This window comes from Neorhizobium sp. DAR64860/K0K1 (assembly GCF_050500205.1).
In the GTDB taxonomy this organism is placed as follows: Bacteria; Pseudomonadota; Alphaproteobacteria; order Rhizobiales; family Rhizobiaceae; genus Neorhizobium; species Neorhizobium soli.
Window position 1 is genome coordinate 721,356 of sequence record NZ_CP191459.1, and the last position, 16,478, is coordinate 737,833.

General features: G+C 61.3%; 14 protein-coding genes and 1 tRNA gene. 7 read left to right on the forward strand and 8 right to left on the reverse strand.

What is annotated here, in order from left to right:
• Positions 1–75 precede the first annotated feature (75 nt).
• The 3 genes from ACQY1J_RS08035 to ACQY1J_RS08045 all read left to right on the forward strand — a co-directional run bounded on the left by ACQY1J_RS08035 (position 76) and on the right by ACQY1J_RS08045 (position 4,259).
• Positions 76–1,254 carry a phosphoserine transaminase gene (locus ACQY1J_RS08035; protein ID WP_430251129.1) on the forward strand — a complete coding sequence of 393 codons (1,179 nt, stop codon included), beginning with the start codon at positions 76–78 and terminating at the stop codon, positions 1,252–1,254.
• A gap of 91 nt (positions 1,255–1,345) precedes the next feature.
• A complete protein-coding gene (gene serA, locus ACQY1J_RS08040) occupies positions 1,346–2,941 on the forward strand; it encodes a phosphoglycerate dehydrogenase (protein ID WP_430251130.1) in 1,596 nt (531 codons plus the stop codon).
• Positions 2,942–3,185: 244 nt separating this feature from the next.
• A complete protein-coding gene (locus ACQY1J_RS08045) occupies positions 3,186–4,259 on the forward strand; it encodes a Tim44 domain-containing protein (protein WP_062460715.1) in 1,074 nt (357 codons plus the stop codon).
• Here the strand turns inward: ACQY1J_RS08045 and ACQY1J_RS08050 are convergent, their stop codons facing one another.
• Entirely contained in the window at positions 4,260–4,700 is a 441-nt protein-coding gene (locus ACQY1J_RS08050) for a DUF1810 domain-containing protein (protein WP_062460710.1), read from the reverse strand.
• Between the two features lie 106 nt (positions 4,701–4,806).
• On the opposite strand from ACQY1J_RS08050, the gene ACQY1J_RS08055 reads away from it, so the two are divergent.
• From ACQY1J_RS08055 to ACQY1J_RS08065, 3 genes are all read left to right on the forward strand, one after another.
• A complete protein-coding gene (locus tag ACQY1J_RS08055; RefSeq protein WP_062582441.1) occupies positions 4,807–5,940 on the forward strand; it encodes a mechanosensitive ion channel family protein in 1,134 nt (377 codons plus the stop codon).
• 178 nt (positions 5,941–6,118) lie between these two features.
• Positions 6,119–7,315, forward strand: a complete 1,197-nt coding sequence (gene mnmA / locus ACQY1J_RS08060) for a tRNA 2-thiouridine(34) synthase MnmA (RefSeq protein ID WP_062460702.1) — start codon at positions 6,119–6,121, stop codon at positions 7,313–7,315.
• Between the two features lie 156 nt (positions 7,316–7,471).
• A tRNA-Met gene (locus ACQY1J_RS08065) sits at positions 7,472–7,548 on the forward strand.
• 141 nt (positions 7,549–7,689) lie between these two features.
• Here ACQY1J_RS08065 and ACQY1J_RS08070 read toward each other — a convergent pair.
• From ACQY1J_RS08070 to ACQY1J_RS08095, 6 genes are all read right to left on the reverse strand, one after another.
• Positions 7,690–7,935 carry a hypothetical protein gene (locus ACQY1J_RS08070; RefSeq protein ID WP_430251131.1) on the reverse strand — a complete coding sequence of 82 codons (246 nt, stop codon included), beginning with the start codon at positions 7,933–7,935 and terminating at the stop codon, positions 7,690–7,692.
• Between the two features lie 130 nt (positions 7,936–8,065).
• On the reverse strand, positions 8,066–9,115 hold the full coding sequence (locus tag ACQY1J_RS08075) for a sn-glycerol-3-phosphate import ATP-binding protein UgpC (RefSeq protein WP_209901748.1): 1,050 nt from the start codon (positions 9,113–9,115) through the stop codon (positions 8,066–8,068).
• Positions 9,115–9,963: a sn-glycerol-3-phosphate ABC transporter permease UgpE gene (ugpE, locus tag ACQY1J_RS08080; RefSeq protein WP_062460693.1), complete on the reverse strand. Its 849-nt coding sequence runs from the start codon at positions 9,961–9,963 to the stop codon at positions 9,115–9,117. The genes ACQY1J_RS08075 and ugpE overlap by 1 nt, the downstream gene beginning before the upstream one ends.
• Positions 9,964–9,971: 8 nt before the next feature.
• Entirely contained in the window at positions 9,972–10,853 is an 882-nt protein-coding gene (gene ugpA, locus ACQY1J_RS08085; RefSeq protein ID WP_062460690.1) for a sn-glycerol-3-phosphate ABC transporter permease UgpA, read from the reverse strand.
• 68 nt (positions 10,854–10,921) lie between these two features.
• On the reverse strand, positions 10,922–12,226 hold the full coding sequence (gene ugpB / locus ACQY1J_RS08090; protein ID WP_062460687.1) for a sn-glycerol-3-phosphate ABC transporter substrate-binding protein UgpB: 1,305 nt from the start codon (positions 12,224–12,226) through the stop codon (positions 10,922–10,924).
• A 184-nt stretch (positions 12,227–12,410) separates the two neighbouring features.
• Positions 12,411–13,535, reverse strand: a complete 1,125-nt coding sequence (locus ACQY1J_RS08095; protein ID WP_430251132.1) for a metallophosphoesterase — start codon at positions 13,533–13,535, stop codon at positions 12,411–12,413.
• 408 nt (positions 13,536–13,943) lie between these two features.
• On the opposite strand from ACQY1J_RS08095, the gene ACQY1J_RS08100 reads away from it, so the two are divergent.
• Complete coding sequence (locus ACQY1J_RS08100) at positions 13,944–15,389, forward strand: aldehyde dehydrogenase (protein ID WP_430251133.1); 1,446 nt, start codon at positions 13,944–13,946, stop codon at positions 15,387–15,389.
• Between the two features lie 50 nt (positions 15,390–15,439).
• Here the strand turns inward: ACQY1J_RS08100 and ACQY1J_RS08105 are convergent, their stop codons facing one another.
• Positions 15,440–16,435: an MDR family oxidoreductase gene (locus ACQY1J_RS08105; protein ID WP_430251134.1), complete on the reverse strand. Its 996-nt coding sequence runs from the start codon at positions 16,433–16,435 to the stop codon at positions 15,440–15,442.
• Between the last annotated feature and the right edge of the window lie 43 nt (positions 16,436–16,478).

Consider the following 16,478-nt stretch of genomic DNA (forward strand, 5'->3'; position numbering starts at 1 on the left):
TCTCATCTTTCCACTATCCACGGCGGCGGGACACTCCTCCCCAACGAGGAGCCAATTACCTGGAAGGGTATACATATGGCCACTGCCGCAAAGCCGGACCTGCGTCCGAATAACGCCCATTTTTCTTCTGGCCCTTGCTCGAAGCGCCCCGGTTGGTCGCTCGACGCTCTCTCCGATGCCCCGCTCGGTCGTTCGCACCGCGCCAAGGTTGGCAAGGACAAGCTCAAGCAGGCCATCGATCTCACCCGTGAAGTTCTGAACGTTCCGGCCGATTACCGTATCGGCATCGTTCCCGCATCCGACACCGGCGCCGTCGAAATGGCGATGTGGTCGCTGCTTGGCGAACGTGGCGTCGACATGGTCGCCTGGGAAAGCTTTGGCGCCGGCTGGGTCACCGACGTGGTCAAGCAGCTGAAGCTGAAGGATGTGCGCAAGATCGAGGCCGATTACGGCGTGCTTCCCGACCTTTCCACTATCGATTTCGACCGTGACGTGGTCTTTACCTGGAACGGCACGACGTCTGGCGTTCGCGTTCCCAATGCCGACTTCATCCCTGATGACCGCAAGGGCCTCACCATCTGCGACGCAACGTCGGCCGCATTTGCGCAGGACCTCGATTTCTCCAAGCTCGATGTCACCACCTTCTCCTGGCAGAAGGTGTTGGGCGGCGAGGGTGGCCACGGCATGATCATCCTGTCGCCGCGCGCTGTCGCCCGTCTTGAAAGCTACGTCCCGGCGTGGCCGCTTCCAAAAATCTTCCGCATGACCTCGGGCGGCAAGATTTCCGAGGGCATCTTCAAGGGTGAGACGATCAACACGCCGTCCATGCTCTGCGTCGAGGATTATATCGATGCGCTGCAATGGGCGAAGTCGCTCGGTGGCTTGAAGGCGCTGATTGCCCGTGCCGACGCGAATGCGAAGGTGATCTTCGATTTCGTGGCGGCCAACGACTGGATCGCCAATCTGGCGCAGGTCGATGAGACCCGCTCCAACACCTCGGTCTGCCTGAAGATCGCCGATGCCGATGTCGCCGCTCTCGACGCTGACGCACAGGCAGCCTTTGCCAAGGGCGTGACCTCAATCCTCGAAAAGGAAGGCGTCGCACTCGACGTCGGCGCTTACCGCGACGCACCGTCGGGCTTGCGCATCTGGGCTGGCGCTACCGTCGAAGAGGCGGACATGAAGGCGCTGATGCCGTGGCTCACCTATGCGTTCGAAACGCAGAAGGCCGCGCTGTCCAAGGCCGCTGCCTGATCGAATTCCGGTGCCGCCGCTCACCCGTCTAGGGACGCGGCACCGTTTCATCCGCATTTAGAGATTACACCCCTTATCAGGAGCCCAACCCATGGCACCTCGCGTTCTCGTATCCGACGAACTCTCCGAAACCGCCGTCCAGATCTTTCGCGATCGCGGCGTGGAAGTCGATTTTCAGCCGAAGCTCGGCAAGGACAAGGACAAGCTTGCCGAAATCATCGGCAACTACGATGGCCTCGCCATCCGTTCCGCCACAAAGGCGACCGAGAAGCTGATCGCTGCTGCGACCAATCTCAAGGTCATCGGCCGCGCCGGTATCGGCGTCGACAATGTCGACATTCCGGCTGCCTCCAAGCGCGGCATCATCGTCATGAACACGCCGTTCGGCAACTCGATCACGACGGCTGAACACGCGATCGCGCTGATGTTTGCCGTTGCCCGGCAGTTGCCGCAGGCCGATGCCTCGACGCAGGCCGGCAAGTGGGAAAAGTCGAAGTTCATGGGTGTCGAAATCACCGGCAAGACGCTTGGCGTCATCGGCGCCGGCAATATCGGCGGCATCGTCTGCAAGAAGGCAATCGGCATCGGTATGCACGTCATCGCCTATGACCCCTTCCTCTCGGCTGAGCGTGCGCTGGACATGGGCGTCGAGAAGGTCGAGCTGGATGATCTGCTGGCGCGCGCCGACTTCATCACCCTGCATGTTCCGATGACCGACAAAACCCGCGGCATTCTCGGCAAGGAAAACCTCGCCAAGACCAAGAAGGGCGTGCGGATCATCAACTGCGCCCGCGGCGGTCTGGTCGATGAAGCAGCGCTTGCTGAAGCCATCAAGTCCGGCCATGTCGCCGGTGCCGGTTTCGACGTGTTCGAAGTCGAGCCTGCGACGCAAAGCCCGCTGTTTGGCCTCGACAACGTCGTGTGCACGCCGCATCTGGGCGCCTCCACCACGGAAGCCCAGGAGAACGTTGCGCTGCAGGTGGCTGAACAGATGTCGGACTATCTGGTCAAGGGTGCCGTTTCCAACGCCATCAACATGCCCTCGATCACCGCTGAAGAAGCACCGATCCTGAAGCCGTTCATCCGTCTTGCCGATGTTCTCGGTGCCTTCGTTGGTCAGGTCACGGAAGATCCGATCAAGGAAATCGAGATCCTGTTTGATGGCGCAACGGCCGGAATGAACACCAAGGCGCTCACCTCCGCGCTTCTGGCTGGTTTGATCCGTAACCAGGTGGCAGACGCGAACATGGTTTCCGCGCCGATCATGATCAAGGAAAAAGGCATCGTCCTGTCCGAGGTCAAGCGCGACAAGACCGGTGTCTATGACGGCTACATCAAGCTGACGGTCACCACCGACAAGCAGAGCCGTTCCGTCGCCGGCACCGTGTTTTCCGACGGCAAGCCGCGGTTCATCCAGATCAAGGGCATCAACATGGACGCCGATGTCGGCGCCAACATGGTCTACATCTCCAATACCGACGTACCCGGCATGATCGGCTTCATGGGCACCACGCTCGGTGATGCCGGCGTCAACATCGCCAACTTCCATCTCGGCCGCGAGAAGGATGGCGGCGATGCGATCGCGCTGCTTTATGTCGATGGTCCTGTTTCGAACGACGTGCTCGCCCGCCTGACCGCCAACCCGGCGATCCGTCAGGCCCGCCAGCTGGTCTTCAACGTCGAATAAACCATCCTCCCGGATGACCAAGACAAAGCCCGGTGCCAGCGCGCCGGGCTTTTTCGTTGTGATCAAGCCGATGTGATCGGTCCATACGCTAAATCTCCCGCTGGTTGTATTTGCATCGCTTGGCTCCCGTTTCATCGTCCGATATCTACTTCGGCGGGAAAAGATGGTGGTGGCTCTAAAATTCGCGCCTGCCACTCTCTATATCTAGGATCACGACCGCATCGGGCGGCCAGAGGAGAAACCAATGTTATCCAAGCTTCGGCGTTTCCAGAAACTCTTCGCGATCTTCGCGGTCGGAATGGCAGTTTCGCTAACAGCCGTCGATATGGCGGAGGCGCGCCGCGCCGGCGGCGGTTCCAGCTTCGGCAGCCGCGGTACACGCACATTCGCACCGCCGCCGACCACGAACACGGCACCAGGCACGGCAACCGGCATCAATCGTTCGATGACGCCCAACACGCAGCAGAACGCAGCGTCTCCTGCTAACGGCGCAGGCGCCCAGGCGGCTCAGCCGCGTCGTGGCCTGTTCGGCGGCATGGCTGGTGGTCTTCTCGGCGGTCTGGCTCTCGGTGGCCTGTTCGGCATGATGATGGGCAACGGTTTTGGCGGTATGGCCGGCATGTTCGGCATGCTGTTGCAGATCGCGCTGATCGCGGGTCTTGCCATGCTGGCCTTCCGCTTCTTCGCCCGTCGTCGCCAGCAGCAGCACCCGGCGGGTCCTGCGGGCAACGCGCGCGATAACGGTTTCGGCGGTAACAGCCGTGACAACAATAACCATGCCTACCAGGCACCGCAGAACAACGGTGGCGGCTTCCAGATCCCTAAGATCGGTTCTGGCGGCGGTGCGATGGGTGGCTTCGGTGCCACGCAGGCTGCGTCTGCTCCGCGTCAGGCGGGTCCCGACACGGATGAAGTCGGTATCACCGGTCGCGATCTCGGCCTGTTTGAAAAGATGCTGACGGATGTCCAGGCTGCCTATGGCGCGGAAGACTACGCGAAGCTTCGCAATCTCACCACGCCGGAAGCCATGTCCTATCTGGCTGAAGAGCTTGGTGAAAACGCCACCAACGGCGTGAAGAACGAAGTCCGCGACGTGACCCTGTTGCAGGGCGACCTTTCGGAAGCCTGGCGCGAAAACGGCCAGGAATACGCAACGGTTGCGATGCGCTACTCGAGCGTCGACTTCCTGAGCGATCGCAACACCGGCGCTGTCGCCGAAGGGGATCCGAATGCCGTCACGGAAACGGTCGAGATCTGGACCTTCGTGCGCAAGCCGGCCAATGACTGGAAGGTCTCGGCCATCCAGTCGGCTGCCTGATCAGCCAATCCCCAGCAGCGCGATCGTCTTGTCGTCGCGCTGGCCGCCGAAGAACTTCTCAAGGGCTCGCTCGAAAGGCGAGCCCTTTTCTGTTGCGGCTTTATCGAACAGCGTCATCGAACTGCGAAACTTCATGTCGTCGGGGAACCCGAGGATGGTGCGCGCCGAAAGTCCTTCATGCGGAAGCATGGCGTGCGTGCATTCGAGGAGACGTGGTCCAAGCACCGGATGGTCGAGATAGGTCTGGGCTTCTTCCAGAGAGGTAAGTGCGAAGCGTTGTGACATGATTGAGGGACCAAGACCGGCGATCTGCGGGAAAATGTACCACATCCAGTGCGACTCTTTGCGGCCGTTTCGCAGTTCGCTCATGACCTGCGCGTAGACCGGATCTTGTGCATCCACGAATCGGGTCAGATCGGATTTTCCGTTATCGACAGTCATGCCGCGCTCCTCGCATCATCTCCCAACGGCCGCCATGAAGACACCGCAACTGTGAAATTTTTGCGGCAGGGGTGTTTCATGCTGCACTGCACCCTAAATCGGTTGGATGGATTTTTTGATTACAGAGTTTCGCCAATATACCGACTGGCTGCCGAACTGGATGGTGAGCGTCGGCCTTCTCGTGGGCGCGGTCCTGATTGGTCTGGCGATCCACCGTTTCGCGTTCGGTATCTTCAAGCGGCTGGTGGAAGACAAGGACCTGTTCTGGCGATCGCTGGTGTCGCGCGGGCGCCGGCCGATGCGTTTGACGGTTCTGACATTCACTGTATCGTTTGCATCATCTATCGCACCGCTTGCGGCTCGACCGGCCGAAATCATCCGGCATGTGCTGTTGCTGGGTTTCATCCTCGTGCTCGGCTGGGTCGCAAAGACGGCTTTGCATATTTGGATGACGGTCTATCTGCGCCGCTTCAAGCTGGATGCGGAAGACAACCTTCTTGCCCGCACCCACGTGACCCAGTCGCGGATTGCCGAGCGCATTGCCGGCGCGATGATCGTCATCGTCACGGTTGCCGCGATGCTGATGACCTTCCCGGCCGTCCAGCAATACGGCGTCAGCGTGCTCGCCTCCGCCGGTGTCGCCGGTATCGTGCTGGGTCTTGCCCTGCAGCCCATGCTTAAAAACATCTTTGCCGGCATCCAGCTTGCCATCACGCAGCCGATCCGCATCGACGATGCGCTGATCGTCGAAGGGGAGTGGGGCAATGTCGAGGAGATCACCTCGACTTATGTGGTGGTGAAGCTGTGGGACTGGCGGCGCATGATCCTGCCGCTCTCCTATTTCATCGAGAATCCGTTCCAGAACTGGACCCGCGAAGGCTCGGCCCTGATTGGCACCGTGATGATCTATCTCGACTATTCCGTTCCCGTCAGCGCCATCAGGCGCAGGGTCGAGGAAATCGCCAACGAGTCGAAGATCTGGGACAGGCGCGTGGTCAATGTTCAGGTGACGGATTTCAAGGAAAGCGTGATGGAGATCCGTATCCTGGTCTCCGCCAACAACGCGCCGAAGACGTTCGACATGCGTTGCGAGATGCGCGAGAAGATCATCGACTTCGTTCAGCGGGAATATCCGGCAGCGCTGCCTCGTCTAAGGGCCGAAGGTGCGAGCAACAGCAACGGGCACGCAAACGGCGCCGTCGCGGATACGGCCCTGCGTCACGCGAACTTCCAGTCCTGATGTTGCTGCTCTCTGACACTGAGGGCGCAGATGGGTTGAGTGCGCTTCTCTTGCGCGCCAGCTCATTCCTTTCTATATCCTCTTTCTGAAAGCCTTTGCGCGGACGATCCCGCACATCTGGTGCCACTCTGCCGGCGTGCTTGCTGCCGCGGCCTGAGAGACTTTAAGAGAGTACCCCGTGAATACGCTGGATTTTGACAAGAAGCCGGAAGATACGCGCGTCGTGGTCGCCATGTCGGGCGGCGTGGATTCGTCAGTCGTGGCAGGCCTTTTGAAGCGCGAAGGCTATGACGTGATCGGGATCACGCTTCAGCTCTATGATCACGGCGCGGCCGTGCACCGCGCAGGATCCTGCTGCGCCGGCCAGGACATCGATGACGCCCGCCGGGTCTGCGAAACGCTTGGCATTCCGCATTACGTTCTCGACTACGAGAAGCGTTTCCGCGAGACGGTGATCAATCCGTTTGCCGAAGCCTATGCGATGGGCGAAACGCCGGTGCCTTGCGTTGCCTGCAACCAGACGGTCAAATTTGCCGATCTTTTGGCGACCGCGCGCGAGCTTGGAGCCGATGCACTGGCAACCGGCCATTACATCCGTTCGGCGCCGAACCCCACGGCCGACAATCCGGGCCGGCGTGCGCTGTTCAGGCCGATCGATGCGGACCGCGACCAGAGCTGGTTCCTGTTTGCGACAACGCAGGAGCAGATCGACTATCTGCGCTTTCCGTTGGGTGGCATGGGCAAGGCGCAGGTGCGCGAGCTGGCCGAAGACATGGGGCTGGTGGTTGCCAAGAAGGCTGACAGCCAGGACATCTGTTTCGTTCCCGCCGGAAAATATGCCGATATCATCGCCAAGGTGAAGCCGAACTCGGCTTTGGTGGGCGATATCGTCCACATGGACGGCCGCGTGCTGGGCCGCCACGAGGGGATCGTCCATTACACGATCGGTCAGCGCAAGGGTCTGGGCGTTGCGACAGGCGAGCCGCTTTACGTGGTTTATCTGGACGCCCGCTCGCGCCGCGTCATCGTCGGGCCGAAGGAAGCGCTCGATACGCACCGGGTCTATCTGCGCGACGTCAACTGGATCGGTGACGGGACGCTGCAGGATGATGCGGGCAACGGCTTTGCGTGCTTTGCCAAGGTACGCTCGACGCGCCCGCCGTCACCTGCCACGCTGCATACGGATGAGCGCGGCGTCTATGTCGATCTGGCGATCGGCGAGCAGGGCGTGGCACCCGGTCAGGCCTGCGTTCTCTATTCCGCGGAAGGTGCCGATGCGCGCGTCCACGGCGGCGGCTTCGTCGAACGGTCCGAACGGGCGGCCGATGCCGAGGCATCGTTGCGGGCGCTTCTGGCGACCCCTGTAGCCGCTTGAAAGACCGGTTTTATTCGGCCTGGAGAATGAACGAGGGATCGGGAAAATAGCGGTTCAAATCTCGCCGTTTTTCTCCCATCCTGCGCTTGACACTTGAGTGACGCGGGTTCTATAAGCCGCACATCCAAACGGATCGAGACACTCGATCCACCCTGTGGCGGGGTAGCTCAGTTGGTGAGAGCGCAGGATTCATAACCCTGAGGTCGGCAGTTCAATTCTGCCCTCCGCTACCAAATTTCCCAGATTGTCCGATTGATATTCTGCTGCTTCAAGCTCGAGATATGCGAGCGTTCGCGCGGCTGAGTTCTTCAGCACGGTCTCGTGGTAAATCCTGCAGCTGGCCAGTTTTCACAGGTAGCGGCTGTTCTGCTCGATCACTTCGCGCGCGCGGCTAACGCCTTCGCCCGCTTCATCCTGGCGAGGCGTTTCTTTGCGAGGTTGCGGCGGTGCTTGCGAGCTCTGATCTTGAGCTTGGCCTCCCGGTTCTCCAGTCTTCGCTGCAGGCGGACCTGATCGCGGAAGTGCTTGTCGTACGCAAGCGCGCGCGCGCGAACTGCGAAGAACACGGCTGCAATCAGAAGGATCAGGAAACCCAGCAGTGTTACGAGAATGGTGACCATTATTGCGATGCGAACCTTTTTGCTCGCATGAGTAATAGCTCACTTTCCGATAGGGTCAATGTCGCGAAGTTGCAGGAGTGCGCAGGCGTCCGTCGAGAGCGCACTCCTGCGCATCTTTGCGCGTCCCGGATCAACCGGTACGTTCGATGCGCTTTCCGGCGCTGTCGAAAAGATGAAGGTGGTGGGGCGCTGTCGTCACGGGCAGTTTCTCGCCGATCGCGATGCGGGAGCGGCCGGGGACCCGGAAGACAAGAGGGCTTCCGTCCGACGTCGCACCATGGACGTAGCTTTCTGCTCCGACGAGTTCGACGGCGATGACCTCGACCTCGGCTCTGAAAGGCGAGGAAACCTCTCCCTCGGCAATCACGATGTCTTCCGGACGAATGCCGACGGTGGCGACAGTGGAGGGAAGGCCTTCGGCCACGCTCCAGCCGCCGGGCTTGCCAAGTGTCATCAGGTTCATCGAGGGCGATCCGATGAAGGTTGCGACGAAGGTGGTCGCGGGTTTCTCGTAGAGCTCGATCGGCGTTCCGACCTGCTCGATCCGGCCGGCGTTGAGGACGACGAGGCGGTCGGCGAGCGTCATCGCTTCCATCTGGTCGTGTGTCACGTAGATCGACGTCGTCGCGAGCGATCGCTGCAGCCGGCGGATCTCGACCCGCATCTGCACGCGCAGTTTCGCGTCGAGGTTCGACAGCGGCTCGTCGAACAGGAAGGCTGCGGGCTTGCGCACGATCGCGCGGCCCATGGCGACGCGCTGCCGCTGGCCGCCGGAAAGCTGCCGTGGCTTGCGGGCGAGGAACGGCTCGATTTCGAGTGCGCGCGCGGCCTCGGTGATGCGCCGTTCGATCTCGTCCTTCGAGGTTCCGCGGTTCTTCAGACCGTAGGCAAGGTTCTGCTTGACCGTCATGTGCGGATAGAGCGCGTAGTTCTGGAACACCATCGCGATATCGCGCTCGGCCGGTTCCATGTCATTGACGCGCTTGCCGTTGATGATGACGTCGCCACCGGTGATGCTTTCGAGCCCGGCGACCATGCGCAGCAGCGTGGACTTGCCGCAGCCGGATGGGCCGACCAGAACGATCATCTCGCCGTCTGCGATGTCCAGTGACACGCCCTTGATGGCGTCGATATTGCCGCCATAGACCTTGCGGACGTCTTTCAGTTCAATTGTTGCCATTACTTTTCGGTCTCCACCAAACCTTTGACGAACCAGCGCTGCATGAGCACCACGACGATGACGGGAGGGATGATTGCCAGGATCGCCGTGACCATGACGTAGTTCCAAGGAGTTGATGCATCAGTGAAATCGACCATGCGGCGCAGGCCGATGATGATCGTGTTCATCTCCGCACGGTCGGTGACGAGCAGCGGCCAGAGATACTGGGTCCAGCCGTAGATAAACAGGATGACGAACAGGGCCGCGATATTGGTCGTCGACAGCGGCAGCAGGATATCGCGCATGAAGCGGAACGGTCCTGCATTGTCGATCCGCGCCGCCTCGACCATTTCGCCGGGAATGGTGAGGAAGAACTGGCGAAACAGGAAGGTCGCCGTCGCCGATGCCATCAGCGGCAGGGTTAGGCCGGCATAGGTGTTGAGCAGGCCGAGATCGACGATCACCTTGTAGGTCGGCAGGATGCGCACTTCGACCGGCAGCATCAGGGTGATGAAGATCATCCAGAAGAAGCCCATTCGGAACGGAAAGCGAAAGAAGACGATCGCGAATGCCGACAGGAAGGAGATGATGATCTTGCCGACGGCAATTGCGACCGCCACCACGAAGCTGTTGAACAACAGCCGCTCCAGACTGACGCCGACGACGCGCTCGACACCGCCGGAAATGGACTCGCTGTAGTTCTCGACCATATGGCCGCCCGGCAGGAGCGACAGCGGTGGTCGGATGATCGCGCTCGACGTCGCCGTCGAGGCAATGAAAGTGTAGTAGATGGGGAAGGCGACGATGATGATCCCAAGGATCAGCATCAGATGCGCCATCAGGCGTGCGACAGGACGGTTCTCGATCATCTGATAATTTACCCGTAATGGACGCGTCGCTCGACGAAGCGGAACTGGAAGGCGGTCAGCGCGATGACGATGACCATCAGGATCACCGACTGGGCCGCAGACGAACCGAGGTTGAGGTTCACGAAGCCGTCGTTATAGACCTTGTAGACCAGCGTTTCGGTAGCCTTTGCCGGTCCGCCGCCGGTCACCGAATGGATGATGCCGAACGTGTCGAAGAAGGCGTAGACGGTGTTGACGACCAGAAGGAAGAAGGTGGTCGGGGCAAGCAGCGGGAAGACGATCGTCCAGAACCTGCGGCTGCCTCGCGCGCCATCGATCGCGGCGGCTTCGAGCAGGGATTTCGGGATTGCCTGCAGGCCGGCGACGAAGAACAGGAAATTGTAGCTGATCTGTTTCCAGGCGGCTGCCACCACGACGAGGGACATGGCTTGATCGCCGTTCAGCAGCGGGTCCCATGCAATGCCGTTGCGCCGCAGGATATAGGCAAACGTGCCCATGGCCGGGTTGAACATGAACAGCCACAGCATGCCGGCAACCGCCGGCGCCACCGCGTAAGGGATGATCATCATCGTGCGGTAGAAACCCTTGCCGCGCACGACGGTATCGGCAGCTGTCGCCAGCAGAAGCGCGACACCCATGGAAAGCAGCGCGGTTGCCACGCTGAAGACGACGGTGACGCGGAGCGCGTGAAGATAGCTCTCGTCGGCCAGGATGGCGGAAAAGTTGGCGAAGCCGACAAAGCTGCTCTGCAGCCCGAACGGATCTTCGCGCATGGCCGACTGGTAGAGCGCCTGGCTGGCCGGCCAGAAGAAGAACACGACGGTCAGGACAATCTGCGGCGCCACCAGAAAATAGGGCAGCACCTTGTTGGGAAATACGACGCTTTGCACGGGCAGGCTCCGTTGAAATGCTGCAGGCCGCCCGCGACAGTCGCCGGGGCGGCCCTAACGCTTACCGCTTACTTGCCGATGGCTTGCTGGATGGCGGCATTGCCCCGCTGGACAGCCTTGTCGAGAGCGGCCTTGGCATCCTGCTTACCGGCGAGCATCGATTCGAACTCTTCGTTCATGATGTCGCGGACCTGCGGCAGGTTGACGAGGCGAACGCCCTTGGAGTTCTCGGTCGGAGCCTTGCCCATCATCTGCAGCAAGGGCGTTTCGCGCGCCGGGTTCTTCTCGTAGAAGCCGGATTTCTTGGTATCCTCATAGGCTGCCATCGTGACCGGCATGTAGCCGGAGACCTGGTGCAGCCGCGACTGGATCTTGGTCTGCGACAGGAAGTTGAAGAAGGTCGCGACCCCCTTGTATTCGGCATCGCTCTTGCCGCCGAAGACCCAGAGGCTGGCGCCGCCGGGGATGGTGTTCTGCGGGCGTCCCGGACCTTCTGCATAGGGCAGCTGGCCGATGCCGTATTTCAGGCCGGACTTGACGATGTCGCCCAGACCGCCGGAGGATTCGGTCAGGATGGCGCATTCGCCTGATGTGAACAACTGCTTGGCTTCAGACGTGCGGCCGCCGTAACGGAACGTGCCGTCCTTGGCGAGATCAGCGATCGCCTGGAAATGCTTGACGAAGGGTTCGGCGTTGAAGGCAAGCTTGACGTCGGTGCCGCCAAGGCCGTTTTCATTGCTGCCATAGGAAAGGTTGTTCCAGGCCGCAAAGTTTTCCGTCTGGATCCATGTGAGCCATGTCGAGGTAAAGCCGCAGGGAGCAGCACCGCTGGTCTTGATCTTCTTGGCGGCGTCAAACACCTCGCCCCAGGTCTTCGGCGGGGTGTCGGGGTTGAGCCCGGCCTTCTCGAAGATATCCTTGTTATAATAGAGGATTGGCGAGGACGAATTGTAGGGGAAGGACAGCATCGTGCCGTCAGGCTTCGAATAGTAGGCAACGATCCCCGGCAGGTACTGGCTCTTGTCGAATTTGAAGCCGCCCTTTTCCAGAACGTCCGCAACCGGCACGATGGCACCCTGGGCGCCCATCATGACGCCGCTGCCGGCATCGAAGACCTGCATGATGGCCGGCGGCTGCTTGGCGCGGAAGGCGGCGATGCCGGCGTTCAGCGTTTCCGGGTAGGTGCCCTTGAAGACAGGCATGACCTTGAAGTCCGACTGGCTTTCGTTGAATTCCTTGGCGAGCTGGTCGACAACCTCATTGTTGGCGCCGGTCATGGCGTGCCACCACGAGATTTCCGTCGCGGCCATGGCGGTTGATCCCATCAGAAACGATGCGGTCGCCAGAATTGCCGAGCCTGTAATGACTTTCATGAAAATTCCTCCCTTGGCATGAATACCGGTCGAGATCCTCCAATCCCGATCGACGCACCGTGTCGATGACGGCGCATTGGCGGCGACTATGTGTTGGCGAGAGCGCCCGCGTCAACACCTGTCGTTCGCGGCGGGCCGATGGTTGTGGATAGAGAAAGCAGATGAAGCGGTGTCACTTCAGTCTTCAAAGCGGCTGACCGGCCCGAAGCGTGATCCGGGTCAGTTCGGAGGGAACACCGATCCGCAGCGCGAAACCGGGCCAAATGCCCGTGCCGTTGTTGACGTAGAGGGTCATCCCGCCGATCTGATAGCGGCCCGAAACAAAGCCGTTGTTGGCGCGTGCGACCACGCGATCAAGGCCGACAACCATGCCGCCATGGGTATGTCCCGACAGTTGGAGGGCGATCCCCGATGCGGCGGCTTTCTGTGCCAACCTGGGCTGATGGTCGAGAAGAATGATCGGCGCGTCGGCGGGGGCGCCCGCAATAGCCGTATCGAGGTCCGGGGCCGGCGCTCCGTGTCCGCGTGCCGAAAGGTCCGTGACACCGGCCAGCACGAGCCTGCCGTTCCCTCGCGTCAGCACAACGTGGGCATTCTGAAGCATCGTCATGTTCAAGGTTGCGAGGTGGCGCATCCAGTCCCGGTAATCGAAGAAGTATTCGTGGTTGCCAGGGATGGCATAGACCCCATCGCCCGCCCGCAGGTTTGCCAGCGAAGCGACGTCGCTGCGGCGGTGTGCGACGCTGCCGTCGATAAAGTCTCCCGTGATGACGATGAGGTCCGCATCGAGCGCGTTGGTTTTCGATACGACCGCCTCGGCCCATTTCGCTGGGAACAGCCGGCTGATGTGGAGATCGGTCAGCTGGACGAGGCGATAGCCCTCGAATTCCGGCGGCAGGTTTGCGATTTGAATCTCGATGTCGTTGAGTGGCGGCACACGGATTGCCTGGCTGACACCATAGGCGGAAAGGCAGAGCGCGACGCCACCCATGGCATAACGGAGCCCGGCGGGTACGGCGGGGAAGTGTCCGTTGAAGGGCATGATCAGGAGCGAGGCGACATCGAGCGCGATCTGGAAGACGGCCACGAAAACGATCGCGCCAAACAGGAGGTTGAACGCAATGATCAGCGGTCGCGGAAACTCCGGCGAAAAGACCGAGCCGGACGAGAGCCGGCTGAAGAAATGGTATTGCGAGGCGATCAGCAAAAGCACCGCCACTGCCACCTTCGCCGACCAGTGCCAGGGCAGCGGCTGAATGAAGCGGAGGACGACAATCAGCCAGGGCAGTCCAAAGATGAGATGAAACATTGGGTACTTTCAGTTGCGCATGTCGACCGCGGCGCCGGTTCCGCAATCCTACCTATCCCTCGTCGATAGGGTGCGAAAGAGCCGAGCGGGCCGTGTCTGCTCGAAGTAGCGCAGATCAGTCCCGTATCTTTCCGTTTGATGGCTTGAGGCAAGTGCCATGTTCGTGGCTGCGGCTGTTTGATCCTCCCTTGAGTCGCGGCTGGAGTTCGTTAACATGCCTGTTGGAGGAGGGGCTTCGCTTCTCGATGGAAACCGCGGAGACTGACGGTCAGACTGTGCGAAGTCATGCGCAGGCTGACTGTTTGTTCGCGCGATCGGTCGAGAAAGCGGACGTGTGATGCCGTTGTTTACGGCTGTGGCGCATCCCTCGAAGCTGGCTATCTGGTTTCTCGAAGAAAGGATGCGACCTTGGACATCAAACAGATCATCGGCGGCCAGTTGGCCGACGCCATTTCGGGCAAGACGTTCGAACGGATCAATCCCTATACGGGCAATGTCGCGAGCCAATCACCGGCGTCCGGCGTCGAGGACGCCAAGGCCGCGGTCGCGGCAGCCCAGGCCGCCTTTTCGGCATGGTCTACAACCGGTCCCGGTGCACGTCGCGCGCTTCTCAACAAGGCGGCCGATGTGCTTGCGTCCAAGGGTGGCGAGCTCACCGAGCTGATGACCGCCGAGACCGGCGCGACCGGCGGATGGGCCGGCTTCAACGCGCATCTTGCGGCAAACATGCTGCGCGAGGCGGCGGCCATGACGACCCAGATCCAGGGTGAGATCATCCCGTCGGACAAGCCCGGAAACCTGTCGATGGCGATGCGCCAACCGGTCGGCGTCTGCCTTGGCATCGCGCCGTGGAATGCACCGATCATTCTCGGCGTGCGGGCCATCGCCATGGCGCTTGCCTGCGGTAACACGGTCATCCTCAAGGCCTCCGAAGCATGCCCCGGACTGCATGTCGCGATCGGCAAGGTGTTTATCGAGGCCGGTTTCCCGGATGGAGTCGTCAACGTCATCACCAATGCACCCGAGGATGCCGCCGTCGTTGTCGAGGCGCTGGTTTCGGCACCCGAAGTCCGCCGCGTCAACTTTACCGGTTCCACCAAGGTCGGCCGCATCATCGGCGAACTCTGCGGCCGCCATCTGAAGCCGGCGCTTCTCGAACTGGGCGGCAAGGCACCGATGCTCGTGCTCGAGGACGCCGATATCGATGCGGCCGTCAACGGCGCGATCTTCGGCTCGTTCATCAATATGGGCCAGGTCTGCATGGCGACCGAAAAGCTGATCGTCCACGACAAGATCGCCGACGAATTCGTGGCTAAACTGTCCGAGCGCGCAGCCAAGCTTCCGGCGGGCGATCCCCGCGGTCACGTCGTGCTCGGTTCGCTGGTGACGATCGGTGCCGCGGAAAAGATGGAAGAGATCATTGCCGACGCGATCGCCAAGGGGGCCAGTCTCACCGCGGGCGGCAAGCGCACCGGCAGCGTCGTGGAGGCTACGGTGCTCGATCACGTCGAGCCCGGCATGCGCATCTATGACGAGGAGTGCTTCGGTCCGGTCAAGCCGATCATCCGGGTCAAGGACGAGGAGGAGGCGATCCGGATCGCCAACGATACGCAATACGGTCTCTCAGGTTCGGTCTACAGCCGCGATATCCAGCGCGCGCTCGCCGTCGCCGGAAGGGTCCAATCGGGGATCTGCCACATCAACGGCCCCTCCGTCGCGGATGAGGCGCAGATGCCGTTCGGCGGCGTCAAGGGCTCCGGCTATGGTCGCTTCGGCGGCAGGGCGGCAATCAACGAGTTCACGGATCTGCGCTGGATCACCATCGAGGATCCGCACCAGCACTATCCGTTCTAGCGCGAACGCGGCTGAAGAGGGAGGCCGGCCAATGCGGACGGCGCGCGGGGTTACCTCGTGACGTCGATCACGATCCGGCCGCGCACCTTGCCGGCGATGATCTCTTCTGCCAGTTGCGGCAGGTTGGACATCGGTTCCGTTCTGGTCATGGCGGCAAGCTTTCGGCTGTCGAGATCGCGGGCAAGGCGCGACCAGGCGGTGAGGCGCTGTTGGCGCGAGGCCATGACCGAATCGACCCCGATCAGGGTGACGGCGCGCAGGATATGGGGAAGGACCGTCGCTGGAAGGTCGGGTCCGCCGGCAAGGCCGCAGGCTGCGATTGCGCAGCCCCGCATGGTCTGCGACAGGGCGTTGGCAAGCGTCGTCGAGCCGACGCTGTCGATGCCGCCGGTCCAGCGCTCCGTTTGCAGCGGGCCGCCCTTTTCGGCAAGCGTCGCGCGATCGATGAAGCTTGTGGCACCGAGCGAGGCCAGATAGTCGTGGGTTTCGGGGCGACCGGTCGAGGCTGTGACGACGTAGCCGCGCGCCGCCAGAAGCGCGATCGCCACCGAGCCAACGCCACCGGCGGCGCCGGTCACGAGGACTTCGCCTGCGCCGGGTTTGATCGAGCCCCATTTTTCAAGCGCGTCAACGCAGAGTGCCGCGGTATAGCCCGCCGTGCCGATTGCCATCGCCTGTTCCATCGTGAAGGCGTCGGGCAGCGGGATCAGCCATTCCGGTTTGACCCGCTGGTAGCGGGCATAGGCGCCCCATTCCGTTTCTGACAGGCCCCAGCCGTTCACGACCACCTTGTCGCCCGGCTCCCAATCCGGGGAGCGTGATTCGACCACGGTTCCGGCAAGATCGATGCCGCCGACCATCGGCATCCGGCGGGCGATCCGGCCCTTGCCGGTGATGGCCAGACCGTCCTTGTAGTTGACCGTCGAATAGGCAATTTCGATGAGCACGTCGTTGTCAGGCAGATCGGCGAGGGAGATTTCCCGGAAGGCGCCTTTCGGCTTGCCGTCGACGGTATCGATCACCATGGCGGTAAATGTCTCGGTCATGTCCATGCCTCCCGGGCTCTTCAGGTCTTGACGAGTTGATCCT

Excerpts from the sequence above, each read along its gene's own strand:
- ACQY1J_RS08035 (WP_430251129.1), top strand. The coding sequence starts at position 76 with ATGGCCACTGCCGCAAAGCCGGACCTGCGTCCGAATAACGCCCATTTT.
- serA (WP_430251130.1), top strand. The coding sequence starts at position 1,346 with ATGGCACCTCGCGTTCTCGTATCCGACGAACTCTCCGAAACCGCCGTC.
- ACQY1J_RS08045 (WP_062460715.1), top strand. The coding sequence starts at position 3,186 with ATGTTATCCAAGCTTCGGCGTTTCCAGAAACTCTTCGCGATCTTCGCG.
- ACQY1J_RS08050 (WP_062460710.1), bottom strand. The coding sequence starts at position 4,700 with ATGACTGTCGATAACGGAAAATCCGATCTGACCCGATTCGTGGATGCA.
- ACQY1J_RS08055 (WP_062582441.1), top strand. The coding sequence starts at position 4,807 with ATGGATTTTTTGATTACAGAGTTTCGCCAATATACCGACTGGCTGCCG.
- ACQY1J_RS08070 (WP_430251131.1), bottom strand. The coding sequence starts at position 7,935 with ATGGTCACCATTCTCGTAACACTGCTGGGTTTCCTGATCCTTCTGATT.
- ACQY1J_RS08075 (WP_209901748.1), bottom strand. The coding sequence starts at position 9,115 with ATGGCAACAATTGAACTGAAAGACGTCCGCAAGGTCTATGGCGGCAAT.
- ugpE (WP_062460693.1), bottom strand. The coding sequence starts at position 9,963 with ATGATCGAGAACCGTCCTGTCGCACGCCTGATGGCGCATCTGATGCTG.
- ugpB (WP_062460687.1), bottom strand. The coding sequence starts at position 12,226 with ATGAAAGTCATTACAGGCTCGGCAATTCTGGCGACCGCATCGTTTCTG.
- ACQY1J_RS08095 (WP_430251132.1), bottom strand. The coding sequence starts at position 13,535 with ATGTTTCATCTCATCTTTGGACTGCCCTGGCTGATTGTCGTCCTCCGC.
- ACQY1J_RS08105 (WP_430251134.1), bottom strand. The coding sequence starts at position 16,435 with ATGACCGAGACATTTACCGCCATGGTGATCGATACCGTCGACGGCAAG.